This window comes from Brenneria corticis (assembly GCF_003115855.1).
Classification (GTDB): Bacteria; Pseudomonadota; Gammaproteobacteria; order Enterobacterales; family Enterobacteriaceae; genus Brenneria; species Brenneria corticis.
Map to the genome: position 1 here is coordinate 1 of NZ_KZ819086.1, position 13,632 is coordinate 13,632.

The 13,632-nt window shown below is 56.2% G+C and carries 11 protein-coding genes, 1 tRNA gene and 1 rRNA gene; 3 read left to right on the top strand and 10 right to left on the bottom strand.

Going from position 1 to position 13,632, the window contains the following annotated elements; genetic code table 11:
- Window positions 1-76: 76 nt before the first annotated feature.
- Window positions 77-152, top strand: a tRNA-Thr gene (locus DDT56_RS16715).
- Between the two features lie 37 nt (window positions 153-189).
- A 5S ribosomal RNA gene (gene rrf, locus DDT56_RS16720) occupies window positions 190-305 on the top strand.
- 252 nt (window positions 306-557) lie between these two features.
- Here the strand turns inward: rrf and pssA are convergent.
- From pssA to trxC, 4 genes are all read right to left on the bottom strand, one after another.
- A complete protein-coding gene (pssA, locus tag DDT56_RS16725; protein WP_136167672.1) occupies window positions 558-1,913 on the bottom strand; it encodes a CDP-diacylglycerol--serine O-phosphatidyltransferase in 1,356 nt (451 codons plus the stop codon).
- 167 nt (window positions 1,914-2,080) lie between these two features.
- On the bottom strand, window positions 2,081-4,729 hold the full coding sequence (locus DDT56_RS16730; protein ID WP_136167572.1) for a bifunctional acetate--CoA ligase family protein/GNAT family N-acetyltransferase: 2,649 nt from the start codon (window positions 4,727-4,729) through the stop codon (window positions 2,081-2,083).
- A gap of 32 nt (window positions 4,730-4,761) precedes the next feature.
- Window positions 4,762-5,478: a tRNA-uridine aminocarboxypropyltransferase gene (locus tag DDT56_RS16735; RefSeq protein WP_136167573.1), complete on the bottom strand. Its 717-nt coding sequence runs from the start codon at window positions 5,476-5,478 to the stop codon at window positions 4,762-4,764.
- A 148-nt stretch (window positions 5,479-5,626) separates the two neighbouring features.
- Complete coding sequence (trxC, locus tag DDT56_RS16740) at window positions 5,627-6,046, bottom strand: thioredoxin TrxC (RefSeq protein ID WP_136167574.1); 420 nt, start codon at window positions 6,044-6,046, stop codon at window positions 5,627-5,629.
- 267 nt (window positions 6,047-6,313) lie between these two features.
- On the opposite strand from trxC, the gene DDT56_RS16745 reads away from it, so the two are divergent.
- A complete protein-coding gene (locus tag DDT56_RS16745) occupies window positions 6,314-7,471 on the top strand; it encodes a tRNA/rRNA methyltransferase (protein WP_136167575.1) in 1,158 nt (385 codons plus the stop codon).
- A 47-nt stretch (window positions 7,472-7,518) separates the two neighbouring features.
- Here DDT56_RS16745 and emrB read toward each other — a convergent pair whose 3' ends face one another.
- The 6 genes from emrB to proX form a co-directional block, all read right to left on the bottom strand.
- Window positions 7,519-9,051 carry a multidrug efflux MFS transporter permease subunit EmrB gene (emrB, locus tag DDT56_RS16750; RefSeq protein WP_136167576.1) on the bottom strand — a complete coding sequence of 511 codons (1,533 nt, stop codon included), beginning with the start codon at window positions 9,049-9,051 and terminating at the stop codon, window positions 7,519-7,521.
- Between the two features lie 17 nt (window positions 9,052-9,068).
- Window positions 9,069-10,244, bottom strand: coding sequence for a multidrug efflux MFS transporter periplasmic adaptor subunit EmrA (gene emrA, locus DDT56_RS16755; RefSeq protein WP_136167577.1), 1,176 nt, complete (start codon window positions 10,242-10,244; stop codon window positions 9,069-9,071).
- A gap of 151 nt (window positions 10,245-10,395) precedes the next feature.
- Window positions 10,396-10,911, bottom strand: a complete 516-nt coding sequence (gene mprA / locus DDT56_RS16760; RefSeq protein ID WP_136167578.1) for a transcriptional repressor MprA — start codon at window positions 10,909-10,911, stop codon at window positions 10,396-10,398.
- A 268-nt stretch (window positions 10,912-11,179) separates the two neighbouring features.
- Entirely contained in the window at window positions 11,180-11,509 is a 330-nt protein-coding gene (gene ygaH / locus DDT56_RS16765) for an L-valine transporter subunit YgaH (protein ID WP_136167579.1), read from the bottom strand.
- The gene (locus DDT56_RS16770) at window positions 11,506-12,255 is read right to left on the bottom strand and encodes an AzlC family ABC transporter permease (RefSeq protein ID WP_136167580.1); all 750 of its coding nucleotides are present in this window, start codon (window positions 12,253-12,255) and stop codon (window positions 11,506-11,508) included. The genes ygaH and DDT56_RS16770 overlap by 4 nt, the downstream gene beginning before the upstream one ends.
- Before the next feature lie 315 nt (window positions 12,256-12,570).
- Window positions 12,571-13,572, bottom strand: coding sequence for a glycine betaine/L-proline ABC transporter substrate-binding protein ProX (proX, locus tag DDT56_RS16775; protein ID WP_136167581.1), 1,002 nt, complete (start codon window positions 13,570-13,572; stop codon window positions 12,571-12,573).
- Window positions 13,573-13,632 lie beyond the last annotated feature (60 nt).

Consider the following 13,632-nt stretch of genomic DNA (forward strand, 5'->3'; position numbering starts at 1 on the left):
GTGTGGGGTCTCCCCATGTGAGAGTAGGGAACTGCCAGGCATCAAATTATGTAGTATGCATCAAATAACTCGGTGCGCTGATATGGCTCAGTTGGTAGAGCGCACCCTTGGTAAGGGTGAGGTCCCCAGTTCGACTCTGGGTATCAGCACCAGATTTATGGGTTAACGTTTCGGTTTAAAAAGAATTTGCCTGGCGGCGATAGCGCGGTGGTCCCACCTGACCCCATGCCGAACTCAGCAGTGAAACGCCGTAGCGCCGATGGTAGTGTGGGGTCTCCCCATGTGAGAGTAGGGAACTGCCAGGCATCAAATAAAGTAAGAAGCCTCATGCGAAAGCATGGGGCTTTTTGCTTTATCTGTTGTTTGTCGGTGAGGTGATCTTTAGTAGGACAAATCCGCCGGGAGAGGATTTGAACGGTGCGCAGCACCGGCCCGAAGGGCGGCCCACAGGGACGTGGGCCGTAAACTGTCAGGCTCAAACAGAACGAAAAACCCAGTCGCAAGACTGGGCCTTGTGTTTTAGATAGGCTGTCTGTGTGCAGTAGTAGCTGGCAGTATTAGAGAATACGGCTGATAAGCCGATCTATGCGGATACGGCGTAAACGGCGGATAAGCTTTCTTACTTTTACCGGATATTGAGCGATGCTCTCCAGCTCCATATAGTTGGCTATCACGTGAGTATGAACCCTGATGCACTCCAGTTCCCGCAGGCGCTGCGCCAGCAAGACCTGTTCAGGGTCATGAATGAGAATGGCGTTTTCCAGATCCAGGCGCCAGGCGCGGGGATTAAGGTTGTTTCCGGTCAGTAGCTGCCATTTATCATCAATCCACATACCTTTCAAATGGAAACTGTTGTCGCCGTCTTTCCATAAGCGCACGACAAGCTGCTGGTTATCAATATAGCGCTGCAACCGGCTCAGAAACCGGCGCAGGTTGATTTCATAAAGATAAGGTAAGGCGCCGATGATTTTAAACGGCTGGTCTTCAGGTATATAAAAATCATTCGCGGTTTTATCGCCGATAATGATTTCTATTTTCTTCCCTTGCCGTAATAACCGAATGATGTTCCTGACCAACAGGGCGGGCAGGTTGAAATAGGGCGTACACATCACCAGGTGATTATCCGTGCAATACATCAAGTGGTGGATGGTTTTATTCAGCGGGCTGTGTTTGCCTAATCCCACCAGCGGGGTAACGGTCAGTTGGTGGTTAACGTCGCCGCAGTCGGGTATACGATAGGTCGCCGTACGTAATGCCTGCCGAAATTGCCGGGTTTCATTTTTGATTTCCAGGCTTTTCGGCCGATCGCAGCGGTCCAACCGATGTATCGCCGGAGCGGTCAATAGATTTTGAATATATTGGACCATGGTATCGGCCAATATCGGGTTATGAATGATCTGATAGCGGTCGTAGCGGTATTTATCGTGTTGATGCAGATAGACATCGTTCAGGCTTGCCCCGCTGTATATCACGGTATCGTCGGTGATAAAGCCTTTCAGATGCAGAACGCCCAAGGCCTCACGCGTGTTGACCGGAACGCCGTAGATAGGAAATTGCGTATCGGCGTGTTGTTGCGCCATATCGCAATACCAGTCGGCATTGGTATTTTCCGCCGCCGCGCCTATTCGTCCACGCTGCGCGCGATGCCAATCCACCAATATGCGGATATCAAGTTCGGGACGCTGCCGTTTAGCTTCATATAACGCAGACAAAATCCCCCTGCCGGCGTCATCGTGCTCCAGATATAACGCCACCAGATAAATACGTTTTCTGGCATTCAGAATGGCATCTACCAGCGTGGTACGGAAGAGTTCAGGGGTATGAAGTGTCTGAACGTCATCACCTGTCTGAGGGATTTTGGGCAGTTGTGCAAGGTGTTGTTGGTATTTATTGCGTTTAAATTTTGACAACATCACAGTGCGTTTCTTCTCTCATCAGTGTATGACCCGTAGGTCACCATCAAAAGTTAAGGAATAGCCGAATCGGGCGATAATACCATTACTTTCCTGCCGCTGTGAGCAAGTTTTGCCATTGATAGCCAGATCGTCTCTTGATGCGGGAGCTATATCACGTATGGTGATTAATCTTTCAACGGGAATTCCAGTGTCACAATGCCCTCTTCCAACTGGACGTCGACCTTAAATCCCAGCTTTCTGGCCAGGGTAATCATCCCCTGATTATGCGGCATGGTGATGCCGTTCAGCCGTCCCAGCCCATGCGATCTCGCATAGCCGATCAGCTTTTCCAACAGGCGTCTGCCCAGGCCTAATCCTTTTAAATCGGAACGCACCAAAACGGCGAATTCGGCGCTGGTATTATCCGGATCGGAAATAGCGCGTGTGACGCCAATAATCTCCTCGCCCTCTTCCGACTGGCGTATGGCGACGAAAGCCATCTCCCGATCGTAGTCAATCTGGGTCATATTGGCTAAGTCTTCGTGATTGAATTCATTAATTTCGCTGAAATAACGATAATAGAGATCTTCCTTGGTGACCTTGGCGATGAACTTGCTCAGTAAGGGCTCATCTTCCGGCAGAATCGGACGGAACAGACAGGTCGAGTTATTTTTGAGCACAACGGTTTCTTCCAACTCCTGCGGATAAGGCCGGATCGCCAGCCTTGATTGCGGATCGCCGCTAAACGGCGCCAGTTGCAGCGTGACATCCAGCAAGGTGAACTCATCCGCGGAAGCCAGCAGGGGATGGATATCCAGCCGGGTTATTTCCGGGCAATCGAGGATCAGGTTGGAAACCTGTACCAGCAACCGGCTGAGCGCCGGAATATCCAAAGGGCGCAGCGCGCTGCGGCCGCGGATTTTCCCTCCTTTAACCGCCTGTAACACCAGATAGCGGGCCAGCGTCATATTCAACGGCGGCAGCGCCACGGCGGCCTGTTTCTCCCGCCATTCAACGCCGCCTTCCCCCAGCATGATCAACGGCCCAAACACCGGATCTTGCTCGACGGCAATGCGCAGCTCCTGGGCGCCGGCGCGGTTTGCCATGCCCTGAACCAGCACGCCGTGAATACGCGCCTGGGGATAGGTCTGTTTTACCCGATCGAGAACCGCATCCGTGGCCTGCTGCACTTCTCTGGCGGTGCGCAGGTAAAGCATGACGCCCTGAACTTCGGATTTATGAGGAATATCCGGCGATCGCAGCTTAATGGCGACCGGATAGCCAATTTGCTCGGCGATGTAGACCGCCTCGGTGCTGTCGTTGGCAATCCAGGTCGGCAGGGTGTTCAAGCCATAAGCCTGCAGAATTGGCTGGACTTCATGGGTATCCAGTTGGGTAACGCCGTCCGCCAGCGCCTGATGAATAAGCTTATGCGCCTCGCTGGCGTTGGCGGTCAAATCCTGCGGCAGCGCCGGGGTTTCCATCAGCTGTTTCTGGTTGCGCCGGTATTCGACGATGTGCATAAATGCCGTTACCGCCCCTTCCGGCGTGCGGTAGGTGGGAATGCCCGCTTCATTGAATAAACGCCGCGCTTCCTGTGACGAGAATTCACCGCACCAGTTTGTCAAAAGCGTAATGCGTTTGCCGCGCGGGTGTTGCTGAAAAAGCGTAATCAGCTGCGCGGCGCTTTCGGTTCCAGGCGCGGCGGCGCTGGGCGCGTAAATGATAAGCAGCGCATCGACGTCATGGCTATCCAGCAGAACGGAAACCGCGGCCTGATAGCATGCGGCTGTGGCGTCCTCACGCAGATTGAGCGGGTTGCCGATGGCGACGTGCGGCGGCAATTTATCCCGCAGCGCTTGCCGGGTGGTTTCGCTGAGCTCCGCCAGTTTGCCCTGTCTGCTCAGCAACTGATCGAGGGCCAGCGCCGCCGGGGACGCGCCGTTGCTGACCAGCAGCAAACGCTCGCCGCGCAGCGGACGCAGATGGCTGAGGGTTTCCACCGCCGAAAACAGTTCGTGGGTGTCATGCACCCGCAAGAGCCCCGCACGCTGGATGGCGGCGTCGTAGGCGGCGTCCAATCCTTGATGCTGGCCGCTGAGCAATCGCTGCGCCTGCTGGCTGCGGCCGCTTTTTATCACCAGAATGGGTTTGTTTCTTGAGGCGCTGCGGGCGGCGGAAAGAAAACGGCGGGCGTCGCTGATATGTTCGAGATGCAACAGAATGGCGCTGGTCTTGCCGTCACGGGCCAGAAAATCCAGCAGATCGTCAATATCGATGTCCAGGCTGTCGCCCAGGGCGATAAAGTAGGAGAAGCCGATACCCCGCTGCTGAGCCCAGTCCAGGATGGTGTTGGATACCGCTGCGGATTGAGAAATAAACGCCAGCTTGCCTTTCATAATGGGCACGGGAGAAAAACTGGCGTTAAGTCCCTGCCAGGGCGCGAGTAAACCCAGACTGTTCGGACCTAATAAACGCATGTTATAGCGCATGGCGCAGGCTTTTAACTCGCTGAATTGGGCGGGGGGCGCGGACAGGACGATAACGGTTTTACAGCCGCGCTGTCCGAGCGCTTCCAGCAGCGGCAGATTGCGCTCGGCGTTGGTGCAGATAACGGCAAGATCGGGCGTCATCGGCAGGCTGGCGACGTTCGGATAGGCCAGAACGCCGCAGACGGCCCGGTACTGCGGGGTGACGGGGAGCACCGGTCCGCTGAAATTGCCGTCCAGCAGGTTACGCATCATCAGAAAGCCCGCCCGACCCGCTTTTTCCGAGGCGCCCAGAACGGCTATCGACTTGGGACGTAATAGTGCTTCCAATCCGCGCTGGCTCATAAGTCACCCTTTTAGCAGAAGACTATTTGATACTAAACGCTTTTCGCCGATCGTGCTGTGATGGCGGGTAGAATTTCCCGTACGCTATGGTGTGACTTGCCGGCCAGATAGCGCCTGCGGAAGCGATCGAAGTGGGCCGATAGCGCCTCCGCCGCGAGGTGGTCTCCGGCCTGCCCGAGCAGGGCGATGGCGATTTCAGCGGTGCAATGCTGCCCGGCGTTGCTGGCTTCCCGCAGCTGATAGCGGGAAAGTGCCTCGACGGTCAGCGACAGAATGGGCAATCCGTCGAGATAAGGGCTCTTGCGGAACATTTTCCGCGCTTCCGGCCAGGTGCCGTCAAGCAGGACAAACAGCGGCGGCTTCTCCAGCGGAAGAAGCCGTTGCAATACTTCGCGCCCCTGTTCTTCGCCATCCGCCAGAAAGACCAGATAGGGCTGATACGCCGGGTTTTTCACCGCGGCCAGCAACCGCGGGTCGGGGGCGGTGCGGGACCAGAGAAAGGCCTGCGTATCCGGCAGTATGTCGGCGATCAACCGCCCGGTATTGCTCGGCTTCATCGGCTCGGTATCAAACATGACCAGACAGAAACGGCTGCGGGCATCCTGTGGCTGAATGGTATCGCACAGACAGCGTTTGCGCGGCAACAGACAGCGCTGACAGCGCACCACACGGCAGCCGCGGGCGCGGAACGGTTTGGTGGATTGCTCAAGACGCTGCTGACGCAGGCGAAGAACGGCGTTGTTAATCATGGGGTCTTGGGATCATAAAATTCAGCCAGGGACCTGTGCCAACTGCGGTTGCCGGGAATATTGATAAGCACGGGCTCGGAAAGGCGCCATTCTAATCGATATCCGGCCTGACCAAAAGACCCGGGGCGGAACACCCCGGGCTTCGGGGCTACAGCGACTCATCCAGCCAGCTTTCGAAAGGCGCTTTAGGCAGCGCGCCGTTGAGCATATCGAGCAGCTTTCCTTGTTTAAACAGCATCAGCGTGGGGATGGTACGAATACGGAAACGGGCGCTCAGCGCGGGCTCTGATTCTGTATTAACCTTAACAAAGCGTATTTTTTCACCGCGCTCCTGTGCGACACTGGCGAATATCGGCGCAAAGTTGACGCAGGGGCCGCACCACGGCGCCCAGAAGTCGACGACAACGGGCAGATCGTCCTGCAGCAGTTTATCCAGTGTTTCTTCGGTGGCATTGATAACCTCGCCGGTAAACAGGGGGTCGCCGCAGCGGCCGCATTTGGCGTGGTCGTTGGCGCGTTCTTCGGGCAAGCGGTTGGTGGTGTGGCAAGATGCACATACCGTATTCATAACGAGGCCTCAGATAAAAAGTGCTAAAAGTATGCCGTTGATGAAAACGGTTGCGGGCAGGCAATCTGATGTCAACAGCGTGTTAAAGAATGAGCGTTAGTTAAATAATGTGTTACTTGATGGTTGATTAATTATCGCGGCCAGGTAGGTAGGCAACAAGGTGGTTTGCTCAATAGCTATGATAGTTTTTGGCTTTTTCCACAAGCCGGTAGCTAAGCGAGTGTACATAAGGTAATCTTCGCGCCCAGCGCGTAGGTGGAGAGAACGATGAGCGATTCATTTAATAGTAAAAGCGGCAAAGTCCGCGTGATGTACGTCCGCAGCGATGATGAGGGCGAAAAAGAGAATAAAAACAAGCGTCCGGCTGATAAAGATCGTCGCAGTGAGAGCGGGCGCGGCCAGCGTGAAGGCGCCGGCGCGCGGAATAATCGCGATAAGCCGCAGAACCCGCGCGACAAGAATCCGCGTCATGCCCGTGAGAATCCCCCCCGTGAAGGCGAGGGGCGTGAAAAAAGCCCCTGGGGCAACCGTAACGATCGCGGCGGCGAGCGGCCGCATCGCCCGCGCGGCGAGGAAAGCGGCGCTTATGATTCGCCATGGAAAACGGTTTCCCGCGCGCCGGGCGAAGGCGATGAGCCCGATCATGGCGGTATCAGCGGTAAAAGCCAGATAGATCCGGCGCAGATTCGCCGTCAGCGTCAGGAAGAAACGCGGGTGTACGGGGAAAATGCCTGCCATGCGCTGTTTAAAAGCCGCCCGGAGGCGATTGTCCGCGCCTGGTTTTTGCAGGAGGTTACGCCGCGTTTTCGTGAAGCGCTGCGCTGGATGGCGGCTAACCGCAAGGCCTACCACGTGGTTGAAGATGATGAGCTGATCAAAGCCTCGGGCACGGAGCATCACGGCGGCGTCTGTTTCCTGATTAAAAAGCGTCAGGGATTGGATGTGCGCGAGTACCTGCAAACGGCCGGAGAGCGCGATTGCGTACTGGCATTGGAAGAGATTGGCAATCCGCACAATCTCGGCGGCATTATGCGCAGCTGCGCGCATTTCGGCGTGAACGGCGTACTGGTGCAGGATGCGGCGGCGCTGGAGTCCGGGGCGGCGGTGCGTACGGCGGAAGGCGGGGCTGAGCATGTTAAAGCCATCAACGCCGATGATTTCCTTTCCGTGCTGGCCGAGTTCCGTAACGCCGGCTATACCATCGTGACCACCTCCAGTCACAAAGGAACGCCATTATCGAAAACCGCCTTCCCGGCCAAAATCGTGATTGTACTGGGGCAGGAGGGCGACGGCCTGTCGGACAGCGCCTGGCAACAGGGCGACGTCAAGATCTCCATCGACGGCACCGGCAGGGTTGAAAGCCTGAACATTTCAGTGGCGACGGGGATTCTGCTGTCTGAATGGTGGCGGCAGAATAAGACCTGATCCGCATAAAAAGAAAAGGTGGCCGCGCCACCTTTTCTTTTTTCCGCTTAGTGCGCGCCGCCGCCGCCTCCCGAGGTGAACGGCGGGCGGGCAAACCACACCAGCACCAGCAGCACCAGGAATACCCCCGCCGCCGCCCAGAAAATCTCATTGGCGGAAATAATCAGCCCCTGCGCGGTAATCTCCTGCGCAATATACGCCGACGCCTGCGACTGGCTCATTCCCATCGCCTGTAGCTGCTGATAGGTTTCCTGCGCCAGCGGATTATAAGGCGTCACCGACTCCGTCAGGTGGGCGTGGTGTAGTGATTCCCGCTGCGTCCACAGTGTTGTGGTGATGGACGTGCCGATAGAGCCCGCCAATGTGCGGGTAAAATTGGACAGGCTGGACGCCGCCGCCATACGCTCCGGCGGCAGGCCCGAGAGCGTGATGGTGGTCAGCGGCATAAAGAAACAGGCCACGGCAAACCCCTGCACGAACTGCGGCCACGCGGAGGCGCCGAAGTCCATCCCCGGCTCAAAGGTGTAGGCGCGCCAGTAAAAACAGACGGCATACATAATGAAGCTGAAGGTGACCAGCTGGCGCATATCCAGACGCGGCGCGAAGCGACCGATAATCGGCGACAATATCACCGGCATCAGGCCGACGGGCGCGGAAGCCAGACCTGCCCAGGTCGCGGTGTAGCCGTATACCTCCTGCAATAATTGCGGCAGCAGAACGATGGCGCCGAAATAGAACATGTAGGCCAGGCTGATACATAAACAGCCAATGGTGAAATTGCGGGATTTAAACAGCGACAAATCCACCACCGGGTGGTCGTCGGTCAACTCCCAGACGATTAAAAACGCCAGTGCGATGACGGCCACCACGGTAAGAACGACGATCTCGCTGGAGTTGAACCAGTCCAGCTCCTTGCCCCGGTCAAGCATCATCTGGAGGCTGCCGATGCCGACGACCAGCAATACCAGGCCAATGGTGTCGATGGGTTTGATTTCCGTCTTGGTTTCCCGTCCGCGCAGCGTCTGCAGGGTGATGACCACCACCGCCACCCCCAGCGGGACGTTGATAAAGAATATCCAGCCCCAGTGGTAGTTATCGCTAATCCAGCCCCCCAGAATCGGCCCGCAAATCGGGGCGACCACCACGGTCATCGACCAAAGCGCCAGCGCGATGCTCCGCTTGGCGGGAGGGTAGTTGTTCAGCAGCAGGCTCTGTGACAGCGGGATCAGCGGTCCGGCGACGATCCCCTGCAGCACGCGGGCAAAAATCAGCATCTCCAGACTGGTGGACACGCCGCACAGCCAGGAGGTGAAAGCGAACAGCGCGGTAGACAGCAGGAACAGGCGAACTTCCCCAAAGCGTTTGGCCAGCCAGCCGGTGATGGGGATGGAGATGGCGTTGGCGACCCCGAACGAGGTGATGACCCAGGTGCCCTGCGAGTTGGAGGCGCCCAGGTTACCGGCGATGGTCGGAATGGCGACGTTGGCGATGGTGGAGTCCAGCACCTGCATAAACGTGGCCAATGACAGGGCAACGGTCATCCAGGCCAGGCTGGCGCCTTTAAGCGGTTTTCTCTGCACGCTTCTCTCCTGACAGATTAACCGGCATTAGCCTGAATGATGTCGCTAATCATTTTATCGACCGGCGCGAGATCCAGCGCCAGCGCATCGCTTTGATAAGCCGGGGCGCCGCGCGGGGTTTCCGCCAGCGCTTTGCCCTCGGTATCGGCGGTATCGACGTTAACCAGCGCGGACAGGCCGATGCGCAGCGGATGCTCGGCGATCTGCCGCGGGTCCAGCTCGATGCGAACCGGCAGCCGCTGTACGACTTTTATCCAGTTGCCGGTGGCGTTCTGCGCCGGAAGCAGGGAAAAGGCGCTGCCGGTTCCCATATCCAGACCCACCACTTTGCCCTGATAAACCACATCGTCGCCGTAGATATCCGCGATAACGGTGGCGGGTTGACCAATGCGCATATTGGCTAATTGCGTCTCTTTAAAGTTGGCGTCAACCCACAGATGATCGGCGGGCACCACGGCCATCAGCGCGGAGGTGGTGGCGATTCTGGCGCCGACCTGAACGCTGCGGCGCGAAACGTAGCCGTTGACCGGACTGACGATTTTTGTCCGCTGCAAGGCCAGCCAGGCGTCGCGCATTTCCGCCGCCGCCTGTTGCACCGCCGGCTGCTGCGCCAATGGGGTAGTCAGGATCATGGCCTGATTAGCCTGATATTGCTGTTTCGCCACTTCCAGCGAGGCTCTGGCGCCGGCTACGGCATCCTGGGCGTGCTGGACTTCTTCACGACCGATGGCGTTCACATTGCCCAGGGTTTCACGGCGCTTTAAATCACTCAGCGCTTTATTCAGCTCGGTCTGACGCAGCTCAATATTCGCCTGATACTGTTTGCTGTTAATGATTAACTGATGCGTTTGGCGCACGCTGTTGGCCAGCGCCGTTCTGGCTCGGGAAAAAGCCTGCTGGGCATCCGTCGGGTCCAGTTCCACCAGAACGTCGCCCTGCTTAACAAAGTCGGTATTATCGACATTCACGCGGGTGACGCTGCCGGTCACCTGCGACATGATCTGAATCTGATTGCCCGCGATGTAGGCATCATCGGTGCTCTGGTGATGTCTGAGGATCAGAAACCAGTAAATAAACCAGATGCAGCCCAGGACGATAAAAATAAAGGTCAACAGCGTCAGGATCCGTTTGCGCTGTCTTTTCTTGTTTTTGCGGGCTGGCTGCGGTGCCTGATTTTCCACATTTTCACTCATGGTGTTCTCTCTTCTTGTTCTCTTTTTTGCCTGGTCTGCAAAGTAAACGGCGTTTCTGGTGACAGACATTAGCGGCCCGATGCGATGAGCATTGGGATATTTCAGGTATAGTGAAGGTAATGTGATTATTTTTTATTTTAAAATCAATGAATTACATTTCTTCTCTTGCGTCCATTTCATCCAGACGGGTCAGCAGCTTGCGCATTAATGTTTCAAGCCGTTTTTGCTCATCGACGCTGAGCGTGGACCAGAGGAAATGCAGGCTTTTATGCTGCGGAGGAAGCAACTGACCCAGGAAGTTCTTGCCCTCTTCGGTCATATGCAAATGCAGGCAACGCCGGTCGCTATTGCTTTCACGTCTTTCTATCCAGCCTCTTTTCTCCAGATCGTCGGCAATGCGCGTGGCGTTGGTACGTGACGACCCCAGCGCGGCGCTGAGTTCCGAAGGTTGGATACTGTAAGATTCCTGTGATTCCAGGGTGATTAATGCCATGAACAAGGTTTCGTTAATATTTTGTTCTTTAAGCATTTTATTTCTGTGTTCCAGTATCTTGCTCTGCATGTGCATGCATAAACGCAACAGCAAAACCTCCTGATACGGGAAGTCGGGTTTACGTGAAGCACGCAGGCTTAGCATTTTTTCTATTGGCGTAAACGAACTGTCCATCTTGGTATTAACCTCATTAATCACGGCCAGTATAGTAACGAAAGTTACTACTTGGGTAAACGGTATTAGGTTAGACAAGCTCACTTAATATGTGACAGAAAGTAAGCGCCGAGCCGGCGAGAGTGGGGAAAAAAACTTCCGGGAGAAGTTTTTGACGTCGCGCAGCGATGGCCCGCAAGGGTGGCCGCCAGGGATGGCAGGTCACAATAAAACCCGCTGCCATAAAGGCTAATATCATGATGTTAGAGAATAACCGTGGGCGGGGGAATCAGAATAATTTGATTGCGATTCCGTAACAAAATGCGCCAAGCAGGGTAGAAAATACGATACTGCGGGTTTTATAAAAGCAAACCGTCAGCGTGGCGAATCCGACCAGCGTAGGCAGCAGTTTTTCGGCGTTTCTGAGGATATCCGGTACGCTGGAGACGATCAGCAGGGCGCAAATCGAGGCGATGCCGATGCTGTCGAGCAGCAGGGCGGTCCTGTCGCGCTGCAAAGAGCCGGAGGCGCGGGAAGAGCCCAGACGCAGCGGCAGATAACGGAATAGGTAATTAACCAGGCCGACAAGCAGCCCGATAAGGATAATTTGCGTACTCATAAATGTTCCCGCGTGGCTGGGGCGGGCTGCAAAAGCGCAGCCAGACACCCCCCGCCGATGCCGATCAGAATAGCCGCCGGTATGGATGAAAGCAGCAGACCGAGCAGCGCGCCCCCTAAAGCGCCGATAACCACCAGACTTTGTCGGCGTTTGAATGACGCCAGCAGGAAACTGAGAAAAAGGGCCGGCAGCATAAAAGAGAGCGCGGCTTCCACCGCCGGGTAATCGTTCAGCGGACCGTTGCCGAACAGGGCGCCGATAATGGTGCCTATGGCCCATGACAGCCATGCGCAAAGCGCGACGCCAAGCATCCAGTTTTCCGACCAGCGGCGGTTATTGCGCGCCAGCCGGGCGATGGCGGCGGCAAAGACTTCGTCCGTCAGACCGAAAGCCCATAGCGCCGTTTTACCGGTGGGAAGCCGCTGCAAAATACGGTGGCGCAATGTCGGTCCGTAGAGTACGTGACGGACATCCATCGCCATCACCGTCAGGGCGGCGACCCATATGGACATGCCGGCGCTGAGCAGCGCGGTGATCACGAACTGGCTGGCGCCGGCATAAATAATGCAGGACAGAAAAATCCCCTCCAGCGGCGTGAAACCCAGCTTGACGGCATTCATGCCAAAAGCGAATGCCACCGGCAGATAGCCCACGACAATGGGCAGGCTGTCAAACACCCCTTCGCCGAATGAGGCGGCGGCGCGTGGGGATAGGTCGGAAAGCTTCTGCTGCTCTGGTGTATTCACTGTGCGCTCAGACGTTGATGGCCGGGTTGACAACGGACTGATAACACTACCAAAACGCCGTCAAGATATCACGCTTTGTCTACGGGGCCGATGAGGTTCAACCGGCGGATGGGTCATCCGCTGTCGGATTTTCATAGCGGCGTCCCTGCCGTGGCTAAGATGGCATATGCCAGCAGAGATTGCAGGATCGTGGCGATAGGGGGTTAATGCCCCCTCCCGGCCTCCCCCTTGCCAGGGGGAGGAGCTTACTTGCTCCCTCCCCTGCGAAGGGAAAGGGCGGGGTGGGGTCAGGCCGCGAAGGTGGGTGCGTAACGCTTATTTAGCCGCTTCGGCCGCGGTTTTCACCCAGCCGTCAAATTCCTGCTGGTGAGCGTTGATCCAGGCATCGACATGGCGTTTGATATCCTGTTCCGAACTTTCGCCGTTATACATGCGCAGGTTTTGCGCATTGATATCGTTCAGCGGCAGTTTTATGGTGGCGAACAGCTTGGCGGCCGCCGGGTTCTGCTCCGCCCATTGTTTATTGGCGGCGATGCGGATATCGGTGGGCGGGAAACCATAATCCTTACCGTTAGGCAGGCGGGTGTGGTTGCGGTCTTCCACGCCTTGTTGAGCGGAAAACGGCACTTGCAGCCAGATAACGTCCTTGCCCGGCACCAGCACGTTGCTTACCCAGTATGGCGTCCAGGTGTAATACAGAATGGGTTTGCCTTCTTTATAACGCGACAGCGTATCGGCCATCAGGGCGGCGTAATTACCCTGATTTTGTTCTACCGCGTCGGTTAACCCATAGGCTTTAAGATGATAGTTGATGGCCGCCTCGCAGCCCCAGCCGGGATTACAGCCGGTCATGTCGGCTTTGCCGTTGCCGTTGATGTCAAACAGTTTGGCGATGTCGGGATCTTTCAACTGTTCGATATTGGTGATGTGGTATTTTTCCGCCGTTTTCTTATCGATGAGGTAGCCTTGCGCGGCGTTATTGACGTAGGTGCTGCGAATGAATTTGGCGTCGCCGCCGGCGGCTTGATACATGTCGTCGTGCAGGGGAACCCAACTGGTGGATAAGAACGTAGCGTCGCCGTTGGCGACGGAGGTGTAAGCGACATTGTAATCCACTTCCTGCGGCGGATTGACTTGATAGCCGAGTTTTTCCAGCGCCCGACTAATCAGCAATGTTTGAAACGTTTCTTCGGAAATGGTGCTTTTGACCGGCGTCACCGTCACGCCCTTACCGGGTAACTCTGTATCGGCGGCGTAAAGCGGCGCGTGTAGCAGCGCGGTCATCAGGGCTGCGGTCCAGATTTTTGTGTTACACATAATTACTCCCTCCTCTTACTCTAGTCGCGTAGGTATTACCATGTTGAACAGGAAAGACGG